Source organism: Pedobacter antarcticus, assembly GCF_900103515.1.
GTDB lineage: Bacteria > Bacteroidota > Bacteroidia > Sphingobacteriales > Sphingobacteriaceae > Pedobacter > Pedobacter antarcticus.
The window spans coordinates 1-19866 of the sequence record NZ_FNGZ01000017.1 but is presented as its reverse complement, the minus strand read 5'-3'; the positions used below and the strand labels follow the sequence as shown (position 1 = coordinate 19866).

At 38.7% G+C, this 19866-nt stretch carries 22 protein-coding genes and 1 tRNA gene; 9 read left to right on the top strand and 14 right to left on the bottom strand.

Features of this window, described 5'->3' with window-relative positions:
- Positions 1 to 119: 119 nt before the first annotated feature.
- The 3 genes from BLR53_RS19225 to BLR53_RS19215 form a co-directional block, all read right to left on the bottom strand.
- Entirely contained in the window at positions 120 to 968 is an 849-nt protein-coding gene (locus BLR53_RS19225) for a 4-hydroxy-3-methylbut-2-enyl diphosphate reductase (RefSeq protein ID WP_037439613.1), read from the bottom strand.
- 79 nt (positions 969 to 1047) lie between these two features.
- Positions 1048 to 2073 carry a hypothetical protein gene (locus BLR53_RS19220; RefSeq protein WP_074591822.1) on the bottom strand — a complete coding sequence of 342 codons (1026 nt, stop codon included), beginning with the start codon at positions 2071 to 2073 and terminating at the stop codon, positions 1048 to 1050.
- A 5-nt stretch (positions 2074 to 2078) separates the two neighbouring features.
- Complete coding sequence (locus BLR53_RS19215; RefSeq protein ID WP_037439616.1) at positions 2079 to 2588, bottom strand: phosphoribosyltransferase family protein; 510 nt, start codon at positions 2586 to 2588, stop codon at positions 2079 to 2081.
- Between the two features lie 134 nt (positions 2589 to 2722).
- On the opposite strand from BLR53_RS19215, the gene BLR53_RS19210 reads away from it, so the two are divergent.
- On the top strand, positions 2723 to 3439 hold the full coding sequence (locus tag BLR53_RS19210; protein ID WP_037439619.1) for a head GIN domain-containing protein: 717 nt from the start codon (positions 2723 to 2725) through the stop codon (positions 3437 to 3439).
- 84 nt (positions 3440 to 3523) lie between these two features.
- Here the strand turns inward: BLR53_RS19210 and BLR53_RS19205 are convergent, their stop codons facing one another.
- The 5 genes from BLR53_RS19205 to kbl form a co-directional block, all read right to left on the bottom strand.
- A complete protein-coding gene (locus BLR53_RS19205) occupies positions 3524 to 3922 on the bottom strand; it encodes a hypothetical protein (protein WP_037439622.1) in 399 nt (132 codons plus the stop codon).
- Positions 3923 to 3940: 18 nt separating this feature from the next.
- Positions 3941 to 5356: a 23S rRNA (uracil(1939)-C(5))-methyltransferase RlmD gene (gene rlmD, locus BLR53_RS19200; RefSeq protein ID WP_051759765.1), complete on the bottom strand. Its 1416-nt coding sequence runs from the start codon at positions 5354 to 5356 to the stop codon at positions 3941 to 3943.
- Between the two features lie 348 nt (positions 5357 to 5704).
- Positions 5705 to 6280, bottom strand: a complete 576-nt coding sequence (locus BLR53_RS19190; RefSeq protein WP_037439624.1) for a TetR/AcrR family transcriptional regulator — start codon at positions 6278 to 6280, stop codon at positions 5705 to 5707.
- Between the two features lie 98 nt (positions 6281 to 6378).
- The gene (gene pheS / locus BLR53_RS19185) at positions 6379 to 7416 is read right to left on the bottom strand and encodes a phenylalanine--tRNA ligase subunit alpha (RefSeq protein ID WP_037439626.1); all 1038 of its coding nucleotides are present in this window, start codon (positions 7414 to 7416) and stop codon (positions 6379 to 6381) included.
- Positions 7417 to 7548: 132 nt separating this feature from the next.
- Positions 7549 to 8736: a glycine C-acetyltransferase gene (kbl, locus tag BLR53_RS19180; RefSeq protein WP_037439628.1), complete on the bottom strand. Its 1188-nt coding sequence runs from the start codon at positions 8734 to 8736 to the stop codon at positions 7549 to 7551.
- Positions 8737 to 8977: 241 nt separating this feature from the next.
- On the opposite strand from kbl, the gene BLR53_RS19175 reads away from it, so the two are divergent.
- The 5 genes from BLR53_RS19175 to BLR53_RS19155 all read left to right on the top strand — a co-directional run bounded on the left by BLR53_RS19175 (position 8978) and on the right by BLR53_RS19155 (position 13222).
- Positions 8978 to 9673, top strand: a complete 696-nt coding sequence (locus BLR53_RS19175; RefSeq protein WP_037439630.1) for an XRE family transcriptional regulator — start codon at positions 8978 to 8980, stop codon at positions 9671 to 9673.
- Positions 9674 to 9996: 323 nt separating this feature from the next.
- On the top strand, positions 9997 to 10977 hold the full coding sequence (locus BLR53_RS19170; protein WP_074591821.1) for a hypothetical protein: 981 nt from the start codon (positions 9997 to 9999) through the stop codon (positions 10975 to 10977).
- 70 nt (positions 10978 to 11047) lie between these two features.
- Positions 11048 to 12118 carry a sensor histidine kinase gene (locus BLR53_RS19165; RefSeq protein ID WP_074591820.1) on the top strand — a complete coding sequence of 357 codons (1071 nt, stop codon included), beginning with the start codon at positions 11048 to 11050 and terminating at the stop codon, positions 12116 to 12118.
- Complete coding sequence (locus BLR53_RS19160; RefSeq protein ID WP_244889581.1) at positions 12090 to 12854, top strand: LytR/AlgR family response regulator transcription factor; 765 nt, start codon at positions 12090 to 12092, stop codon at positions 12852 to 12854. Before BLR53_RS19165 ends, BLR53_RS19160 begins: the two co-directional genes overlap by 29 nt.
- Before the next feature lie 131 nt (positions 12855 to 12985).
- Positions 12986 to 13222, top strand: coding sequence for a hypothetical protein (locus BLR53_RS19155; RefSeq protein WP_037439634.1), 237 nt, complete (start codon positions 12986 to 12988; stop codon positions 13220 to 13222).
- Between the two features lie 561 nt (positions 13223 to 13783).
- On the opposite strand, the gene BLR53_RS20020 is transcribed toward BLR53_RS19155, so the two are convergent.
- From BLR53_RS20020 to BLR53_RS19130, 6 genes are all read right to left on the bottom strand, one after another.
- A complete protein-coding gene (locus BLR53_RS20020) occupies positions 13784 to 13921 on the bottom strand; it encodes a hypothetical protein (RefSeq protein WP_157282810.1) in 138 nt (45 codons plus the stop codon).
- Positions 13922 to 14260: 339 nt separating this feature from the next.
- Entirely contained in the window at positions 14261 to 15277 is a 1017-nt protein-coding gene (obgE, locus tag BLR53_RS19150) for a GTPase ObgE (protein WP_074591818.1), read from the bottom strand.
- Positions 15278 to 15352: 75 nt separating this feature from the next.
- On the bottom strand, positions 15353 to 15922 hold the full coding sequence (locus BLR53_RS19145; protein WP_074591817.1) for an adenylate kinase: 570 nt from the start codon (positions 15920 to 15922) through the stop codon (positions 15353 to 15355).
- A gap of 64 nt (positions 15923 to 15986) precedes the next feature.
- Positions 15987 to 16060 (bottom strand) — tRNA-Arg (locus tag BLR53_RS19140).
- A 99-nt stretch (positions 16061 to 16159) separates the two neighbouring features.
- Complete coding sequence (locus BLR53_RS19135) at positions 16160 to 16624, bottom strand: redoxin domain-containing protein (protein ID WP_037439641.1); 465 nt, start codon at positions 16622 to 16624, stop codon at positions 16160 to 16162.
- 12 nt (positions 16625 to 16636) lie between these two features.
- Complete coding sequence (locus BLR53_RS19130; protein WP_074591816.1) at positions 16637 to 17548, bottom strand: SDR family oxidoreductase; 912 nt, start codon at positions 17546 to 17548, stop codon at positions 16637 to 16639.
- A gap of 150 nt (positions 17549 to 17698) precedes the next feature.
- On the opposite strand from BLR53_RS19130, the gene atpD reads away from it, so the two are divergent.
- The 3 genes from atpD to BLR53_RS19115 form a co-directional block, all read left to right on the top strand.
- Positions 17699 to 19204, top strand: coding sequence for a F0F1 ATP synthase subunit beta (gene atpD, locus BLR53_RS19125; RefSeq protein ID WP_074591815.1), 1506 nt, complete (start codon positions 17699 to 17701; stop codon positions 19202 to 19204).
- Positions 19205 to 19226: 22 nt separating this feature from the next.
- Positions 19227 to 19469, top strand: a complete 243-nt coding sequence (gene atpC / locus BLR53_RS19120; RefSeq protein ID WP_037439646.1) for an ATP synthase F1 subunit epsilon — start codon at positions 19227 to 19229, stop codon at positions 19467 to 19469.
- Positions 19470 to 19594: 125 nt separating this feature from the next.
- On the top strand, positions 19595 to 19866 hold a 272-nt coding region (locus BLR53_RS19115), incomplete at its 3' end, for a hypothetical protein (RefSeq protein ID WP_143007918.1).

Here is a 19866-nt window from a genome sequence, read left to right as displayed (position 1 = left end):
ATTATAGACTAAACCTTCCGGATATAATTTATCGGAAGGCTTTAAAACACAAATATACATTAAGCTGATACCGTCCTGAAACGGTCTGATAATAATTACTTTTTCATGATGTTCAAATATTAAAGCGCTTCTAAACTGGCTTTAACTTCTTCCATTAACCACATCGGAGTTGATGTCGCACCGCAGATCCCAACTTTATCCCCTGGCGTAAACCAGCTGATATCGAGTTCCTCTTTTTTTGATATAAAATAACTCTCCGCATTATGTTTCTTACAAACTTCATAGAGCACTTTACCATTTGAAGATTTCTTTCCGGATACAAAAATGATTTTATCAAAATCAGCAACAAATTTCTCCAAATCTTCGTACCTGTTTGAAACCTGCCTGCAGATAGTATCATTAGCTTTCACTTCGTATCCTCTTGATAACAACTGCTCTTTGATATGATAAAACTTCTCAGTACTTTTTGTAGTCTGGCTATATAAGGTGAATTTAGCAGGCAGATCTACTGAATCCAGCTCTGCAAGATCCTGAAATACGATAGCATTCCCATCAGTTTGTCCCTGAAGACCGATTACTTCAGCATGTCCATGTTTACCAAAAATCAATATCTGTTCCTTGTCATCGTAAGAGTTTTTGATCCTGTTTTGCAGTTTTAATACTACCGGACAGGAGGCATCAATAAGGATCAGATTATTTTCCAGCGCAAGCTGGTAGGTGGAAGGCGCTTCACCATGTGCACGAATTAATACCTTGGCATCCCGGAGTTCTTTAAGCTCATCATGATCAATAATACGTAATCCCATATCGGTAAGTCTTTTGACTTCCTCATCATTATGAACAATATCGCCCAGGCAATACAGAAAATCCTCTTCTGAAAGAATATCCTCAGCCATTTCAATGGCATACACTACCCCAAAACAAAATCCTGAAGCCTTATCAATAGTTACGGTCAAATCGTATTTCATATCTTTCACTGTCTTTCCCCCGAAAATGGCTGTCCGGGGATAAGCAAAATTACTAAAAATTGGCCGCCCCTCCCAATTGTTATTTTTGTTGTGACCTTATAAACCTGCCAGCAGCTGTAAAAATAAGGCTAACACCGAGAACCAGCATTTGAAGCGGATGAAGAATTAGGTTTTTAACAGGGGATTGGCCCGATAGGAATGATTGCATAATGCGGCTTAAAAAGATAAGTCCCGCCGGAAGAATAAGCAGATTCAGGTTTAAACTGAAAAACATTGCAACCGGGCCGGCTACAACTAAAACCAGGTAACACAATAAAGCGAAAATATTATTTCCCAATAAACCGTATACACGATTGCCCGTGCGTTTAAAAATCACTTCTGCAGAGCCATGAGCATAGCTTTTGACGAGCCGCCCTCCTAAAAGGGTTTCCGTTTTCAACCGGTGTTCTTTAACGAGTTTAATCATTTCTATACCGCCGATGTCGGCTGGAAATAATCCGTCAAGCCAATGCTCTTTAAGGTATACTTTTTTGTCAAAAAGCATACATTCGCTGCTCCCTGCAGAAAACAAAGGACTGCCAGATAGGCGAATTAATCGCAGAGGTACCAGACCGAGCAACACGAAGTTATAAAGAGGCTGAAAAAAGATATCAGGGAAACCTGTAGAAACCTGAGCAGGAATAACACTCAGAAGTGTCAGGCGAAAAGTCTTCATCCGGTGCATCATACTTTGCAAACTTCCATTCTTCAATACTACCGACGGCTTCAGAAAAAGCAGATAGTTTCCGGAAGCTTCTTTCCTGCTATCCACTCCTGGTCCAAGTAAATGGACACTTCGATGATGCCCGTAGGCAGTATTCCAATGGTAATCCAGCATTGGATCACCTGTTAGCTTTACCAGAATTTCTATCTGCTGATAATCCTGTGTGAGTAAATCATCCAGGGGATTTTCCCCTGTAAAGTCTTTGGCATCTATACAAATACTGATCAGATCTGTATAATGCCTTAGACTTAATCCGAGTTTCGGGTTGGAAAGGAAATTAAATAGGGTAACACTGAATCTCAGTACCAGAAAAACGAGGATGGCGTAGAGAAACGATATCAAGATTATTAACTTAAATAGACTCCATCTGTCTGACCATCTACATCTATCACCACATCGACATGTTCTTTCAGGACTGTTGCCATCTGCAATCCTACGTAATCTGTTGAGATGGGAAAGATTTTATGACTTCTATCCACAAGCACCACAGTGCGTATCTTTTTGTGCGGGGTATTCAGAAACACACCAAAACCATAAGCAAGTGTTTTACCACTATTCAGTACATCATCAACCAAAATGATAACTTTATTTTTGACTTTCGCCGGCTCTGGTTCTGCAACAGCTTTAAGCTTACTGGCATCTTTATCCAGTTCAATTTTCACCAGAATAACCTGTAGTTCGGAAATTTCCGCCAATACCTTCTGAAGACGTAATGCGATCTTATAACCCCGGTCCCAGATACCAGCCAGCACAATTTCTTTTTCAGTTATATTATCTTCCAGGATCTGATAAGCAATACGATTAATCTTCTGCTGGATCTGCTGTTCGTTTAAAATTAATAATCGGGATTCGGCCATTTGAAATAAATAAGATATTACAAAAAGAAGTAATTTCTGGTTCAGAATCAAATATCAGGAAAATATTTTCAATTCGCTGCAACGTTTCACCTATAGAAACGTCTAATGCTATATATAAACCTAATTCTAAAACCATGAAAACTCATTCCCTTACTAAAAAACTATGCCTGTTGTTCACACTGGTTACACTCGGAACTTTTATAGTAAAGGCTCAATCCACTAAAAACGTAAGCCTAAACTCTTTTAATTCTGTCAGTGTAAGTGCAGGGATACAATTAATCATTACACAGTCTAATTCTGAAAGCGCGCGGATCGAAGCGAATTCTAATAATATAGATGACGTTGTGCTGGAAAACTCTGGAGGTCGGCTAAATGTGAAATGGAAGAAACTAGATGGATTCTTCTCTAAAAACCGAAATCGTGAAGCTAAGGTATACCTGAACTATAAAAACTTAAATAGTGTTTCTGCAAGCAGTGGAAGTCTTCTAAAATCAACGAATGTGCTGAAAGCTGACAGACTTTCTGTAGATGTTTCTTCCGGTGCTAATTTAAACCTGCAATTAGCTTGTAATAACCTGGAAGTAAACACCAGTAGCGGAAGCAATGCGAAACTTTCCGGTTCAGCGAAAAACATAGCTATAGACTCCAGTTCCGGAAGTACAGTTTCTGCTGTAGAAACCAATACAGAATATGCAAAAGCACAAGCCAGTTCAGGAGCAAATATAAGGGTCAGTGTGAGTAAGGGTATTGAAGCATCTGCAAGCAGTGGTGGTAATATCAATTATAAAGGAGATGCTGCTCTGAACAAAAAAGGATCGTCCAGAAGCGGAAGTGTAAACAAAATTGGATAAATTATCCTGCTAACAAAATGTTGTATATTAAGAAAGGGTATCTTTAATGGATACCCTTTCTTAATATAACCGTATGCGTGGATACTAACTTTTATACGGATAGTAAATAAAGTTCGCTCCTTCAGGGACAATCACAAAAACACACATAAAGTCTTCCGGCTTTTTATAGTTTTTGATGAATAGCTCTTTCAACTCTGGTTTAATAATTCCCTTTTCTACAAATTCTTCAAATGTAGAAGCCTGAATAGTCCAGTTTGTATTCAGCTCTTCTTTATTAAGGATAACTTCTCCAATAGACACCGTATGTTGATGTGCTACAAAAATCGGATATTGTGTAATTCCTTCTGCAATAATCTCTACTGCAATTTCTCTCACTGAATCATTATATAGCTCGAGATCTTTTTCCAGGCTAACCAGCGGACTTACCTTTTTCGCGGTATTTCCATTCTCAGGTTGCTGAGGCATTAAATCTTCTACATCCATCTGTTCTTCTTTTAGATATTACTTTATTAGTGTTAACAATACAACATTCTCCACATGCTGGGTATGTGGAAACATGTCTACGGGTTTAATCCGGCTGACTTCATACTTTTCTTTAAGTATCGCCAGGTCTCTGGCCTGAGTTGCAGCGTTACAGCTAACATACACGATTTTTTCAGCTTCCATCTCCATTAGACGCTCTACAACATCAGCATGCATACCTGCCCGTGGCGGATCTGTGATGACCACATCAGGTTTACCATGTTCTGCTATAAAGTCACGTGTAAGGATATCTTTCATATCACCTGCATAAAACAGGGTATTATTAATTCCATTAAGTTGAGAATTGAATTTGGCATCTTCTATCGCTGTAGGCACATATTCAACACCAACTACCTGCCTCACACTATCCGCCACAAAATTGGCAATAGTGCCAGCACCAGTATAAAGATCGTAAACAAGTTCATCACCTTTAAAACCGGCGAACTCTTTGGTTATTTTATAAAGTTCGTGAGCCTGCAGAGAATTGGTCTGATAGAAGGACTTAGCTCCAATCTTAAACTTAAGACCGTTCATCTCTTCAAAAATATAATCACGACCTGCATAAGTAATAACTTCCTGATCAAAAATAGTATCATTCTTTTTTTGATTCATAATATACATCAGGGAAGTAATTTCCGGAAAATTCTGCTGAAGATCGGCCATCAGTCCGTCCACTTTCTCCTGCTCAGCATAAGCAAAAACAACCACTATCATAACTTCTCCGTTAGAAGACGTGCGGATAATCAGATTTCTCAGATCACCTTCATGGTTCCTCAGGTCGTAGAAGCTAAGTCCATTTTGCAGTGCATATGCCCGAACATGATTTCTGATCGTATTAGATGGTTCTGCCTGCAGATAACAATGATTGATATCAAGAATTTTATCGAACCTTAAAGGTACATGAAAGCCAAGTGCATTCATTTCCAGCCCTTCTACGCCATCCATGTCTCCCTGGTCCAACCAGCGTTTATTGGAAAAAGTATATTCTAATTTGTTTCTGTAATATTTATTTTCTGCCGAACCCAGAATAGGTTCCATACCTGAAGTGTCAATTTTAGCCAGACGCTGTAATGCAGCTTCTACATTTTTTTGTTTAAAATGTAGTTGCGCATCGTACTGCATGTGCTGCCACTTGCAACCACCGCACGTTCCAAAATGTGCACAAAATGGGTCAGTCCTCAAATCAGATGCTGTGTGTAGCTTTTCTATAACAGCCTCCGCAAAATTCTTTTTCTTTTTAACGACCTTAACGTCTACGATATCTCCCGGTACAGCTTTATCAACAAAGACAACCAATTCGTCCGCTTTAGCAACGCCTTTTCCTTCTTCCGCAATATCAATAATCTGCAGTTCCGGCAGGATAGTTACTGTTCCACTTCTTTTATTTCTGCTCATTCTGCTGCAAAGCTAAAATTTGTAATCAACAGTTCCTATTTTTTGAGTAGGAAGAGGCTAAAAGATTGAAGAAAATGCGAGACAAGAGAAGTTCAGCGTGCTCTGGAACGGAGCAGATCAGTTATTGTGCTTATTAAGATTTTAATACCCGAAAAATTTTAGAATTAATCCAAAAAACCCAAGATCCAGATTAAAACTGACATCAAATTTTTCTTCTACCAAAATGGTTATCTCCAAGACTTCCTTGCTCATTATCTTGACGTTATTTCGTAAAGGTAATAGAAAACATACCGAAAACCAAATTGGTCCAAAAGACATAATGAGACAAAAAACTAGAGAGATTTACAATTACAAAGCAGCTTTAACGAGGAAAGGCAAAAGTTCTTTTTGAAAACTCACAAAATTCTTCCTGACATCTGCATCGCTGACAGATGTGAACGCAAAAGAAAACACAATACTCTTACTGGCTTTCAAAAGAAATGCTAACCCTTCCCTTCTTGATGGATTGTTTTTAAAGTGATCCAAACCTAGATATGCAGAAAGCAATAGCGATTCCAGCTGATCTGAAAGGTGTTTCAGAAACTCTTGTGAGTTGGCGTTCTCACGAACAAAGTCCCAACCAATAAATTCGTTGCAAACGGTATAGGTTAGCCGGCATGTTTTCATAACGAGGGCTTTCAGATGCTCTTCTTCGTCAGAAAATTGGGCTTTGTTTTTTAAAATCTCATGTAGATTGAGGTCCAGATAATTCATGAGAATTGCGTCAAGGATCTGTTCCTTACTCTCAAAGTATTTATAAATTGTAGCTTTTGCTATGCGTGCCTTCTTTGCAATTTCATTTACACTAGTCTTGTGATAGCCGTATTTTCTGAATAATTCTTTAGCAGCTCTAATGATGCTTTCTTTAATTTTTTCTGGTTCCATCAATTAGTTATACTGGTAAGTTATTCCGGTGATATAATGCTGTATTGCCGGGTGCATTAATTCTTTTTCAGCTATGAAAGAGTAAATCCGGCCAATTATCAAATTAAGGACGTTTTAAACTGCTTAAGGAACCTTGCATCATTTTCTGAGAAGAGACGCAAATCCCGGATCTCAAACTTTAAGTTTGCAATCCTTTCAATTCCCATCCCAAATGCAAATCCGCTATATTTCTTACTATCAATTCCACAGTTTTCCAGCACATTAGGGTCAACCATGCCACATCCCAAAATCTCTACCCAACCGCTATATTTACATAGTTGACAGCCCGCGCCTTTACAGATTGTGCAGGATATATCCATTTCTGCAGATGGTTCTGTAAAAGGAAAATAAGACGGGCGAAAGCGCACTTTTGTCCCTTCGCCATAAAGTTCCTGTACAAAATAGAATAAGGTTTGTTTCAGATCTGCAAAAGAAACATTTTCATCTACATAGAGGCCTTCAACCTGATGGAAAAAGCAATGTGCTCTGGCAGATATTGCCTCATTGCGGTATACGCGTCCAGGCATCAGCGCACGAAACGGTGGTTTTCCTGCTTCCATCATCCTGACCTGGACTGAAGAAGTATGGGTTCTTAATGCGATATCTCCACTCTCGCCACCTTTTCTAATGAAAAATGTATCCTGCATATCCCGCGCAGGATGTTCTTCAGGGAAATTAAGTGCAGAGAAGTTATGCCAGTCATCTTCAATCTCCGGTCCTTCCGCAACAATAAATCCTAGTTTATTGAAGATATCAACGATTTCTCTGCGAACCAGTGCCAAAGGGTGGCGGGCGCCCAACTCAATACCATTTCCAGGCAGTGTAAGATCCATTCCGGCAGTTTTCTGATCACCGGTCACCGGTTCATTTGCTTTCAGTGAAAGATATTTGGCTTCTGCAAGTTGCTTAAATTCGTTTAATACCTTCCCAAGGGTTCTTTTTTCCTCTGGAGATACAGCCTTAAACTCGTCAAATATGTCTTTTATGATTCCTTTAGTCCCTAGGAATCTGATTCTGAATTGTTCCAGTTCTTCCGCATTTTCAGTAGAAAAGGCGTTAATTTCCTGGGTATACTGGGTGATCTGATCTTGCAACATAAGGCCAAATATAGCAATTTCATTAATATGTGAATACAGATATAGCGGCAGAGATAGTTTTGACGGCTTTAATATAAATTAAAAAGGCCTCCCGTAAAACAGGAGGCCTTAAAAAATATAAATCAGCAAAAACTAGATTACCTTCAGTTCTTTACCAATTTTTATAAATGCAGCAATTGCTTTATCTAAATGGTGCTGCTCATGCGCAGCAGAAAGCTGAACACGGATTCTCGCTTTGCCCTGAGGAACAACGGGATAATAAAAACCGATTACATAAATTCCTTCTTCCAGCATTCTGGCTGCAAATTCCTGCGCCAATTTAGCATCGTAAAGCATAACCGGAACAATCGGATGAATACCTTCCTTAATATCAAATCCGGCAGCAGTCATCTGCTCGCGAAAATACATTGTGTTTTTTTCTAATTTATCTCTTAAGGAAGTTGTTTCACTTAACAGTTCAAGAACTGCCACGGAAGCACCCGCAATTGCCGGTGCAAGTGTGTTAGAGAAAAGATACGGTCTGGAACGCTGACGCAGCATGTCAATAATTTCTTTTTTACCTGCGGTAAATCCTCCTGAAGCACCACCTAGAGCTTTACCCAATGTACCTGTAATAATATCTATCCTGTCCATTACTCCGCAATGCTCATGTGTGCCCCTGCCTGTCTTACCCATGAATCCAGAACAATGAGACTCGTCAATCATTACAAGTGCTTGGTATTTATCAGCCAGATCACAGATCTTATCAAGTGCTGCAATCGTGCCGTCCATTGAAAATGCTCCGTCAGTAACAATTATGCGGTGACGACATCCGGATGCAGCTTTTAACTGTGCTTCCAGATCTTCCATATCACTGTGTTTATAACGGAACCTTTTAGCTTTACACAAGCGAACACCATCAATAATAGATGCATGATTCAGTTCATCAGAGATAATAGCATCCTGATCGTTAAACAATGGTTCAAACACACCGCCGTTAGCGTCAAACGCAGCAGCATACAATATGGTATCTTCTGTACCCAGGAAATCGGAGAGCTTTTGCTCCAGTTCTTTATGTATATCCTGGGTTCCACAAATAAATCTTACAGACGACATTCCATAACCATATTTATCAATTGCGTCCTTAGCAGCTGCAGTAACTCTAGGATCCGAAGATAAGCCCAGGTAGTTATTTGCACAGAAGTTAATGACCTCCTGCCCGGTACTGACTTTGATGTCTGCCCCCTGTGGAGTTATAATTACCCGTTCTCTTTTATACAGTCCGTCTTTTTCTATTTGCTCCAGTTCTTGCTGAAGAACCGGTTGTAAAGTTTTGTACATATTGATCTTTGTTGGTCAACCAAAGTTAACAATTCTAAGCGCATGCTTAAAATTCAGGACGATAAAATTCAATGCCAACTATTTCAATCTGATTTCTATAAAAATAATTAAAATATTTTAATTAGAAATATAATTTCTAATAATAAGTAATATTTCATATATTGCAATATAAATTCTCACGAAGAAATAACAAAGAACTAAAGAATGCTATATATTTATAAAACCTCTTATACAATAATACATGATTGATCACCAAAGAAAAAACGTAGGGCCCAGATTAAAAAAAATCAGGATTCATCTAAAGATGACTCTTCAGGAATTTTACGGACCAATTGCTAAACACGTCAATAATTTCTCCCCCATTGAAAATGGAGCAAGATCAATCGGTAAAAGGTTATCAGAGGAGATTATCCGATACTATAATCTGAACACCCATTTTCTAGACACGGGACACGGAGATATGTTATTAAAAACCAATCCGCCCCAGGAACAGCAACCAACATCTGGTTATCACGCAGAATCAAAAAAAGAGGGAGTGCCCTATCTTAATGTAAATCTTTCCGATTTCAGCGGAGACAGGAATATCCTCAACGAAAGCCCTGAATATTATGTAAACTTCAGACCTTTTAACGATTGCGATGCCTATCTACCTGTATTCGGTGACAGCATGTATCCTAAGTTTGCAAGTGGCGAAATCATAGCAGTCAGAGAAGTTCTTCATAAAGATATTATACAATGGGGAGAAGCTTATTTAATTCAAACGGATGAAACAGCGAACAGCCTGATTACCATAAAGCTTTTGTTTGAACATCCGTCATCGGAAAAAATTATAATGAGGGCCTCAAATCCCAATTTCAGAGGTGACACTGTATTACAAAAAATCTCTATCAGAAAATTATTTATGATTAAAGGGAAAATTACCCGGAATCTGCTCTAAACTATTTTACAAAACCATTTACTTTAAAAATAAGAAAGGGATGTTCAACCAAAACATCCCTTTTCTAACCAAATAGTAAACCTGTCTAAACCAGACATTGTTATTAACCTAAAATACCAGTAGAAACTGGTATAAACCGTTTAGAGTTAATCATGAATTATGCCAAAAAGCTAAAAATTATTCGTTTTACAAAAATATGACGAGAACAAAATTACCGCAGATATTACACCATTTAAATGAAACGTTTCAGGGAAGCAATTGTCCGGTTCACCGCGAAAAGGCTTTAAACAAACACATGTCCTTCGCATTTTTAGCGAAAAAATATGAAGATACCTTTATTTCTGTTAGTAGCACAGCTGTCAATATCGGCAAAAGCCCAGGATACCTTAAAATATAGCAATCAGACAGCAATACCCTATCCCGCCTTCAAAAGACTGACAATTCAGCAGGATTATTTTGGCAATTCCGACTACAAAATATCTAATAAAGGTGGCGAACTACAGGAACAAGGTGAAGTTTCAGGATCAAGATTAAAAATCAACGGCGCAATCCCAATCTATAAGAAAAATCGGTTTTCATTAATCGCAGGTGTGCTATATACCAGACAGTCAATCAATCACTATAAAAAGGTTGACGATATGAATAATCAGTATCAGAAAACTGAAACGAAGTATAGCGATTTCGACGCATTATTATCAGCGACCTATATTGGAAAGCTGTGGAATAAAGTGCTTATCACCAACGGAAATGTAATTATAGGAAGTACTAATTTTTTTGGCATAAAAAAGATCAACGGATTGGTAACCTCCACACTTATGATTAAAGCTTCTGCGTCGACAATCTCGACATTAGGCCTCTCATTAGTCCTGGATAAATCCAGTTTGGTTCCCGTAATTCCGGTTTATTCCTACTGGCATAAATTCTCAGGAAGTGATTGGGAAATTGACGCTATACTCCCTCAGAAATTGATATTACGGCGTTCTGGCGTATTGAACGGATGGCTGAGTGCCGGAGCAGAACTCCGTAATGATTCATTTTTTCTTAAACTCGACGGCGACGGCGTAAACCGTAGTGGTAATTACGAATGGATCTCAAACGAAATCTTCAGTAATATCGGCTATGAATATCTTTTAGGAAAGAACTTTTTACTTGGGATAAAAGGCGGATTCAGAAACACACTGACAACCAGGCTTATCCGCGTAAATGACAAATACGATGATTACCGTGCAAAAACAAAAATAGCGTCAACATTCTTCAACATGAGCTTATCTTTCGTATTACCAAGTCCCGGATCGCGCAGATAAACGCATCTCACCATTGCTATATTCATGATTATATTTGCATATTATTCCAGACACCAAAAAATATTTTGCCATGACGAATAAGCTTCCGTTGAAAAACCTTCTGAAGTTAAGTATATACTTTTCTATCGGTATGAGTTTTTTCTTGCTGTTGTCGGCTACAATGGAGGATGAAAGCTTCATGGGAGCTTTAAACCGGGTAATAAACGTATTCATCTTATTGAATCTAATGAGCCTGGGAAATATAGGGCTCCTGCTCTTCACTGAAAAGAGAAAACATGGCAATGAGCTGTTTTACGATTGTATTTTCTATACCTCGAGTTTGTTAATGAGTATTCTGGTCATTCTTGGTCTCTATTTTATAAACACGGAACTGGTTGACAGGGGTTATACTACAGCTCCAACTACCCCATTAAGAGTAAAAGGCGATGTGGTTTACTTTTATTTAAGCCTCCAGGGAATGCTTACCAATGGAATGCTGCTATTACTTCAAAACTTTATTATCGTTCAGGATGCGAATAATAAAGCACAACTGGAGAATTCATTATTAAATACTGCGAGATCTGAAGCGGCATACCAACTGCTGCTGCAACAAATACACCCTCACTTCCTTTTTAATGCACTAAATATTCTAAAATCGCTCATAAAAAAAAGTCCGGAACGTGCGGAGGATTACCTGATGCGTCTTTCGAACTTCCTTAGAGTATCCGTCTCCAATAATAAAGATGGTATAGCGACACTAAAAGAAGAGCTGAAACTCTCTATGGATTATCTGGAAATGCAAAAAGTCCGTTTTGGTAGCGCATTAAATTTCACCTTTAACGTTATCGACGCAGAAAACTCTGCCTGTGTCCTCCCGGTCTTTTCTCTGCAACCACTCCTGGAGAACGCAATTAAACATAATGAATTAACAGTCGCGACTCCTTTAGATATAAAAATCATCCAGCAAGGGAACTGGATTGTTGTCACGAACAACATTCAGTTAAGAAGTACTATCGATTATCATACAGGGAGCGGACTGGCCAACCTGGCTGAAAGGTATAGACTAATTTCAGGAGATGATATTGAAATCAGAGACAACAGTCTGTTTTTCTCAGTAAGCTTAAAAATTTTAAATGATGAAGATTGTAATCATAGAAGATGAACAGTTAACGGCAGATGACCTGGCCGATATTATTCAGGACCTGCAATCTGACGCAGAGATCGTGGGCATTCTGAAATCTGTTAAGGAAGCCATTGCTTATTTCAAGAATAACCCGGCTGTCGATCTTATATTCAGTGATATTCAACTTGGCGACGGAAATAGCTTCGATATATTTAAAGCAACGGATATTTCTGCCCCCATAATCTTTTGTACGGCATATGACGAATATGCCTTAAATGCATTCCGGACGAACGGCATAGATTATATATTAAAACCTTTCACTCCGGAAACGGTGGGCCAGGCTTTAAAAAAATATCATGCATTACGTAAAGAATTCTCTGTTGAAATTGTTTCATATGAATCCATATTCGACTTATTCTCCGGAAAAGCACATCAAAAGACAAGTTCAATTCTTATAACTTATAAAGACAAAATTATTCCGGTGAAGAAGAGTAGCATAGCGCTTTTTTACATAGGAAATGAAGAAACTCATTTAGTTACCTTTGAACAGAAAGAATATGTACTGAATAAAAATCTGGAAGAATTAGAAAGGCTTTGCGGGGACGAATTCTTCCGTATAAATCGCCAGTTTCTAGTAAATAGAAAAGCTATTAAAGATGCTGCCCATTTTTTCTCCAGAAAGCTGATTATAAATCTATCCATCCCATTTAAAGAGTCAATTACGATTAGCAAAGAAAAGACACCGCAATTCCTGGAGTGGTTAGCCGGCCGGTGAAATGTGTGGTTTCGCCCGCATTTTTGGCCGCTTCGCCTGTTAAGTGTTTTTTTTGAACCGATACATCTCACATCTTTAAACAAAATCAGACAATCTGGTTCGATTATCTCTTTGAAAATTCAGAACTAAAAATGAACATTATTATATTTAAAACTTCTGTAAACGATCTCAGCGATTTGGAATATTTAAGCCACATATTAGATGCTGTATTAGGCAGTGGAAACTGGTCTTTCGCGCTTGAAGATTCAGATAAAATATTCAGAGTAAATGCGAAATCACTAACGGCCAAGCAGATTAGCAGATTATTAACAGACCAGGGGTTTCTTTGTGAGGAACTACCATACTCATTAGACGAGTTCAAGATTTAATTTCCCAGCAGCAGATTCTCCATAACATTCAATTTCCTGTACAATTTCGTTCCTAAAAAAGAAAGGGATGTTCCATCCGGACACATCCCTGTTCTAACCAAATATAAACCTGTATAAACGGGTTTTTCTTAAATACTATTTAAACGCTAAAGTAGATCATAAAAATGAATAATACATACATATTTTCATTTTTATACCGCAAATATGTGCTTTAAATAGATATAAATCTATTTTTTAACTAAAATTAACACATATTGACCAAAATAAACCTACAATAACTAGATTTATACCAAAAAATACATATTAAAAATCAAAAAGAACAGTAACAAAAGATTAAAACAAGATAAAGGCGTTTCGTAACACAAAAATAAACCGAATTAATCTCGTAAAAACCAGAATTTGACAAATAAAACATTTATCTGTTCTTTACTCCATGAAATATCTTAGTAATTTTATATATAACGGCAGAATACCATTATGAAGTATACGATTAGGTTGAATACCTAAAAATAGAGAGCCCTGCCCGCACCATTTAAGGTCGGGCAGGTCCAATTCAGCATATTATTTATGCGTTTTATTTACAGTGTTTTGAACCGGAGTCTCAGACTGATTAATTTTCTTAGTTATTTTAAATGTTCCCAGGGCAACCATTGACAATACAACAACTGTAAGAAGGAAGTTAAATGATTTCTTTTCCATACTGATATTTTTAAAAGGTCATACAAAATATGTGCCTTAAGCATGTAATATTTATCAGATCCGATAGATTATTTTGTGTTCGATTTAAATCTTTGAATATTTACGGCTCTGCTTGATTGCAGCAGGCGTTTTACATTTTATTCAAAAACAAGCTATAAACTTTATAACCCAATAAATAAAACAGGCTCTATATCATTTGCAGGATGGATTTCGGGTTTCCGGGTTTTGAGTCAGGGAAGAAAAACAGTCCTGTAAATGATAAAGCACTGACTGTTAATCTCTAATTTAGAAAAAATTAACCACAATACCAAATATCACAGGAAGTATTTAAAAACTTTATTATCCGTTAGCGGGCTGATCGGCACCTATCGCTGTCCAAATCATATCTTTGAGCTCAGTTAAGCCCTTCTGCGCAACTGAAGATATAAAAACAGCTGGTATTCCCTGGGGTAAATCTTTTTTGATCTCAGCCGTTAATTCTTCGTCTAGCATATCCGCCTTCGTTACTGCTAGCAAGTGTGGCTTTTGCATCAGCTCCGGATTGTATTCTAAGAGCTCACTTTTAAGAATTCCATATTCTTCGGCAATCGTGCGACTGGTATCTGCAGGAACCATAAAAAGAAGCACAGAATTCCTTTCGATATGACGAAGAAAACGATATCCCAACCCCTTACCTTTTGAAGCTCCTTCTATAATACCAGGAATATCGGCCATCACAAATGACTTATTAGCACGATATGATACAATTCCTAGATTAGGAACTAAGGTAGTAAAAGGATAATCTGCAATTTCAGGTTTAGCCGCAGACACAACAGATAATAAAGTAGATTTACCTGCATTTGGAAAACCAACTAACCCCACGTCAGCCAGCACCTTTAGTTCCAGAATAACCCACTGTTCTATACCTGCTTCACCTGGCTGGGCAAAACGGGGTGTTTGTAATGTCGATGTTTTAAAGTGCCAGTTACCAAGTCCTCCACGGCCACCTGGAGTTAAAATCTCAGTCTGTCCGTCTTCAGTAATTTCGAAAAGCACCTCACCCGTTTCCGCATCCCTGGCGATAGTGCCTAAAGGCACCTCCAATAATTCGTCTTTTCCGGATTTCCCTGTACTGGTAGAACTCGAACCAGGGCCTCCATCTGAAGCAAGAATATGTTTACGGTATTTTAAGTGCAGCAAAGTCCAGAACTGGGCATTTCCTTTCAAAATAATGTGTCCACCTCTTCCGCCATCTCCACCATCAGGACCTCCAGTTGATGTCATTTTATCACGGTGTAAATGCGAAGAGCCTGAACCACCCTTACCTGAACGGCAGCATATCTTTACATAATCTACGAAATTTGAACCCTGTGACATAACTTTATTATTTTTTAACAAAAAAAAGCGGGAGAACATACATTCGTCCCGCTATATTCTATATGCGTTTTTTAATTAGAACTTATCTACTACCTGACATAGCTCAGCAAAGATAGTATCTATATTCCCAATTCCATTTACCTTGTTCAGCTTATGCTGATCTTCATAGTACGGTAAAACATGAATAGTCTTAGTGAAATATTCGTCAATTCTCTTTTGCAGTTTATCTGCCTGGTCATCTACTCTGTTTGTCTGTTTATGACGTTCAGCAATTCTTTTGGTCAACTCATCCTGATCTACATCAAGCGCGATAACAGCAGCAATACTTGTGCCTTTACCCTTCAGAAAAGCATCCAATGCAGCAGCCTGAGCAACTGTTCTTGGAAAACCATCAAAAATAAATCCTTTAGCTTCAGGATTCTTTTCAACTTCCTCTTCCAGCATAGCTATAGTAATTTCATCGGGAACCAACTGACCATCTGCGATTAAAGCGCTGACCTGTTTACCTAAAGAAGTCTGATTACTGATATGTGCTCGGAAAAGATCTCCTGTAGAGATGTGTATTAATTGATAACGATCAATTAGTTTTTGAGATTGGGTGCCTTTGCCTGCACCCGGTGGGCCAAAGAGAACAAAATTTAGCATTTGGGTTTCTTTAAAATTTAAAAAGCCTCACTGCCTATGGCAGCAAGGCTTTCTCGGTTGTTTGTGCACTTGTAGGGATTCGAACCCCAAACCTTCTCATCCGTAGTGAGATGCTCTATCCAATTGAGCTACAAATGCGTTTCCGATCGTTTCGGGATTGCAAAAGTAGTATTTGTAATTGGATTTCAAAACTTTTTTAAAAAAAAAGATTCAAATAATTACAAATACTATTGCGTTCTAACCCTCTACAACCTCTTTAATCGATTTAAAATCAGGAAGATCTCCAGCTGACTCCAGAACTTCTGCATAAACAATTTTTCCTTCTTCGTCTATTACAAAAGCCGCTCTTTTAGATACACCTTTCAGATTATATACGAATTCTTCGTATAAAGCTCCGTAAGCAGCCGACACTTCTTTATTGAAATCTGATAACAAAGGAAACTGATATTGCTGCTCTTCTTTGAATTTAGCCAGCACAAAAGGCGAGTCAACAGAGATACCGAGTACGACAGCATTCATACCTTCATAGAAACCAAAACTGTCACGCATTGTACAAAGCTGTGTGGTACAAGTTCCGGTAAATGCCATTGGAAAAAACTGCAAGACAACTTTCTTACCCTTTAGGTCTGCCAGTGATACTTCTTTCAGTTCCGAACTGAATAATTTAAAATCAGGTGCCTGATCTCCTTTTTGTAAAGCCATTTTTTATGTTGTTTAATTTTTAATATTTAACATTTGCTGCTCTAGTAAGGCGAAGCCTTCCTCCAGCGTATGCGGCCGGTAGCCTAATTCATTGTACGCCTTCTCGAGTATAAAACCGGTACCCTCAGGCCTTGCTGCCGGCTGACTAAGCGACGATGCGGAGATCCTCTGAATTAAACTCTTATCTAACTTCCAGAAATCTGCAATACGGATAACAAGCTCCCATATGGAAAGGTATTCATTGCCGCTGATATGAAATACACCGTGTGCGTCTTTCTTAACAGCAAGAAGACATGCACGGGCTAAATCCTCGGCAAGCGTGGGCATTCTCCACTGGTCGTTTACCACACGAATAACCTCACCTTTTTCGAGCGCATTTTTAGCCCAACTTACGATCGTCCCCCGACTGCCATCGGCAATAACGCCATAAACCAAAATAGTCCGGATAATTACCCATTTGGCCGTCGAATTTTTAATGATCTCTTCCGCCTCCAGTTTATTATGACCGTAGACATTTAAAGGCCCTGGAACATCCAGTTCAGTATAAGGACCGTTTTTTCCATCAAAAACAAAATCTGTAGAAAGAAAAATAAACTGAATATTGAATTCTGCACATATACTTACAAGGGTTTCAACCGCACGTACATTTGCCAGTTCTGCAGCCACCGGATCCTGCTCACACTGGTCGGCGTTTGTCATGGCAGCGGTATGAATAATTACATCAGGTTGAAAACTGGTGACCGTTTCTCTCACGGATTTTGCATCAAGCATATCCATTTCCGTATATTGATATTCACCACCGGCCGGATAACGGTCCGCAGCCCTGCCCGTGCCAACTAATCTGAAGTGATTTTCAGCTAATATAAGGTCAGTTAACTTCTGGCCCAGAAGGCCATTGCTGCCCGTTACCAATATCGTTTTCATATCTGCTAATTTACCGATAAAAAAACTGTGGAAAAACTTTTTATTTATATATAAAAGATATATCGAAAACTCTTAACTTTGCAAACCGAATTGAAGCCTATAAAACGGCCTTTAACAATTTGATATTTATAATTTTACCAAAAACAATATATGCCTAACATTGGAAAAATAGCGCAGATTATAGGTCCGGTAGTAGACGTGAGTTTTGCTGACGATGCTCATTTACCTCAAATTTTCTCTGCCTTAGAGATTGAAAAAGAAAACGGACAAAAGATCATTTTAGAAGTTCAACAACATCTTGGTGAAGATCGTGTACGTGCAATTGCCATGGATTCGACTGATGGTCTGGTTCGCGGAATGGCCGTAATTGATACAGGTTCTCCTATTAAAATGCCTGTTGGTGACCAAATTAAAGGTCGTTTATTCAATGTTGTAGGCGAAGCTATCGACGGTATCAACACAGTTGATAAAACCGGCGGTAAATCTATCCACAACGCGCCTCCACGCTTTGACGAGTTGTCAACTGAATCTGAAGTACTTTATACAGGTATCAAAGTTATCGACTTATTGGAACCTTATGTAAAAGGTGGTAAGATCGGTTTGTTCGGTGGTGCGGGTGTTGGTAAAACAGTTTTGATTATGGAGCTGGTAAACAACATCGCTAAAGCTTATGCAGGTCTTTCTGTATTTGCTGGTGTAGGTGAGCGTACACGTGAAGGTAATGACCTTTTACGTGAATTTATCGAATCCGGTGTAATCAACTACGGTGAAGAATTCTTGCACTCTATGGAGAAAGGCGGATGGGATTTATCTAAAGTAGACACTGAGAAGCTAAAAGAATCTAAAGCTACACTGGTATTCGGTCAAATGAACGAGCCTCCTGGAGCACGTGCTCGTGTCGCCCTGTCAGGTTTAACTGTTGCTGAATATTTCCGTGATGGTGATGGAGAAGGCGCTGGAAAAGACATCCTTTTCTTCGTTGATAATATCTTCCGTTTCACTCAGGCTGGTTCTGAAGTATCCGCACTGCTTGGCCGTATGCCATCTGCAGTAGGTTACCAACCAACACTGGCAACTGAAATGGGTTTAATGCAGGAGCGTATTACATCTACTAAACGCGGATCAATTACTTCTGTACAGGCGGTTTATGTACCGGCAGATGATTTAACTGACCCGGCTCCGGCTACAACTTTTGCCCACTTAGACGCAACAACTGTATTGTCACGTAAAATTTCTGAGCTTGGTATTTATCCTGCAGTAGATCCACTGGATTCTACTTCACGTATCCTTTCTCCAGCAATCCTTGGTGATGAGCATTACAATACTGCACAACGTGTGAAAGAAATTTTACAACGTTACAAAGAGCTGCAGGATATTATTGCAATTCTTGGTATGGACGAATTGTCTGAAGAAGATAAATTAATTGTACACCGCGCACGCCGTGTTCAACGTTTCCTTTCTCAACCATTCCACGTAGCTGAGCAATTCACTGGATTAAAAGGAGTTTTAGTAGACATCAAAGAAACCATCAAAGCATTCAACATGATTATGGATGGAGAGGTTGATGAGTATCCTGAAGCTGCATTCAACCTGGTTGGTGGCATTGAAGATGCAATTGAAAAAGGTAAGAAACTATTAGCTGAGGCAAACGCTTAATCTAAGCGCATATACACAACTTATGACACTAGAAATATTAACACCAGATAAAAAAGTCTTTGAAGGCGAAGTAACCGCAGTTACAGTTCCGGGAACAATGGGATCTTTCCAGATATTAAGGGACCATGCTCCGATTATTTCAACTCTTGAAGATGGACCAGTAATTATAAAAAGTAAAGCTGACGAACAGGTCTTTAATATTAAAGGCGGCGTTGTCGAAGTTTTAAAAAACAAGATTATTGTTTTAGCCGAAGGGGTTGCTTAATATTTAATCATCTTATTATATGAAGGGATATACTTAGGTATATCCCTTTTTTTTGTGCCTTATTTTTTCTGATTCATCATAACTTCTGTCCATTCCTGAAAAAGCTATACACTATAAAACAGTGTATGGAAAGAGAAGAAGAGTTGTTCTACTCAGAAAGAACGAGTAAAAATCAGAAGTTTGACAAGCGACTGATCGCTCATGTTGTTAAGCTGGCCGAAGAAGGGACGCCCCGGAGGGATCTGATAAAGACTTATAAAATGACCGGAGAAACCCTTGGGATGTGGTTGGACAAGTACAGTTCAATTTTGCATAAACGCAAGCTTCACAGTACTGCAGAAAAACGATCGATTGTTCGAGCTATCCATGGGGGGATGAGTATAAAGGAAGCCGTTAT

What these genes read in the sequence shown, in the direction of transcription:
- BLR53_RS19165 (WP_074591820.1), top strand. Translation starts at nt 11,048, where the DNA reads ATGACGAATAAGCTTCCGTTGAAAAACCTTCTGAAGTTAAGTATATAC.
- BLR53_RS19160 (WP_244889581.1), top strand. Translation starts at nt 12,090, where the DNA reads ATGATGAAGATTGTAATCATAGAAGATGAACAGTTAACGGCAGATGAC.
- BLR53_RS19170 (WP_074591821.1), top strand. Translation starts at nt 9,997, where the DNA reads ATGAAGATACCTTTATTTCTGTTAGTAGCACAGCTGTCAATATCGGCA.
- BLR53_RS19215 (WP_037439616.1), bottom strand. Translation starts at nt 2,588, where the DNA reads ATGGCCGAATCCCGATTATTAATTTTAAACGAACAGCAGATCCAGCAG.
- BLR53_RS19130 (WP_074591816.1), bottom strand. Translation starts at nt 17,548, where the DNA reads ATGAAAACGATATTGGTAACGGGCAGCAATGGCCTTCTGGGCCAGAAG.
- BLR53_RS19190 (WP_037439624.1), bottom strand. Translation starts at nt 6,280, where the DNA reads ATGGAACCAGAAAAAATTAAAGAAAGCATCATTAGAGCTGCTAAAGAA.
- pheS (WP_037439626.1), bottom strand. Translation starts at nt 7,416, where the DNA reads ATGTTGCAAGATCAGATCACCCAGTATACCCAGGAAATTAACGCCTTT.
- atpC (WP_037439646.1), top strand. Translation starts at nt 19,227, where the DNA reads ATGACACTAGAAATATTAACACCAGATAAAAAAGTCTTTGAAGGCGAA.
- kbl (WP_037439628.1), bottom strand. Translation starts at nt 8,736, where the DNA reads ATGTACAAAACTTTACAACCGGTTCTTCAGCAAGAACTGGAGCAAATA.
- BLR53_RS19205 (WP_037439622.1), bottom strand. Translation starts at nt 3,922, where the DNA reads ATGGATGTAGAAGATTTAATGCCTCAGCAACCTGAGAATGGAAATACC.
- BLR53_RS19225 (WP_037439613.1), bottom strand. Translation starts at nt 968, where the DNA reads ATGAAATACGATTTGACCGTAACTATTGATAAGGCTTCAGGATTTTGT.
- BLR53_RS19145 (WP_074591817.1), bottom strand. Translation starts at nt 15,922, where the DNA reads ATGCTAAATTTTGTTCTCTTTGGCCCACCGGGTGCAGGCAAAGGCACC.
- BLR53_RS19210 (WP_037439619.1), top strand. Translation starts at nt 2,723, where the DNA reads ATGAAAACTCATTCCCTTACTAAAAAACTATGCCTGTTGTTCACACTG.
- BLR53_RS19175 (WP_037439630.1), top strand. Translation starts at nt 8,978, where the DNA reads ATGATTGATCACCAAAGAAAAAACGTAGGGCCCAGATTAAAAAAAATC.
- atpD (WP_074591815.1), top strand. Translation starts at nt 17,699, where the DNA reads ATGCCTAACATTGGAAAAATAGCGCAGATTATAGGTCCGGTAGTAGAC.
- BLR53_RS19155 (WP_037439634.1), top strand. Translation starts at nt 12,986, where the DNA reads ATGAACATTATTATATTTAAAACTTCTGTAAACGATCTCAGCGATTTG.
- obgE (WP_074591818.1), bottom strand. Translation starts at nt 15,277, where the DNA reads ATGTCACAGGGTTCAAATTTCGTAGATTATGTAAAGATATGCTGCCGT.
- rlmD (WP_051759765.1), bottom strand. Translation starts at nt 5,356, where the DNA reads ATGAGCAGAAATAAAAGAAGTGGAACAGTAACTATCCTGCCGGAACTG.
- BLR53_RS20020 (WP_157282810.1), bottom strand. Translation starts at nt 13,921, where the DNA reads ATGGAAAAGAAATCATTTAACTTCCTTCTTACAGTTGTTGTATTGTCA.
- BLR53_RS19135 (WP_037439641.1), bottom strand. Translation starts at nt 16,624, where the DNA reads ATGGCTTTACAAAAAGGAGATCAGGCACCTGATTTTAAATTATTCAGT.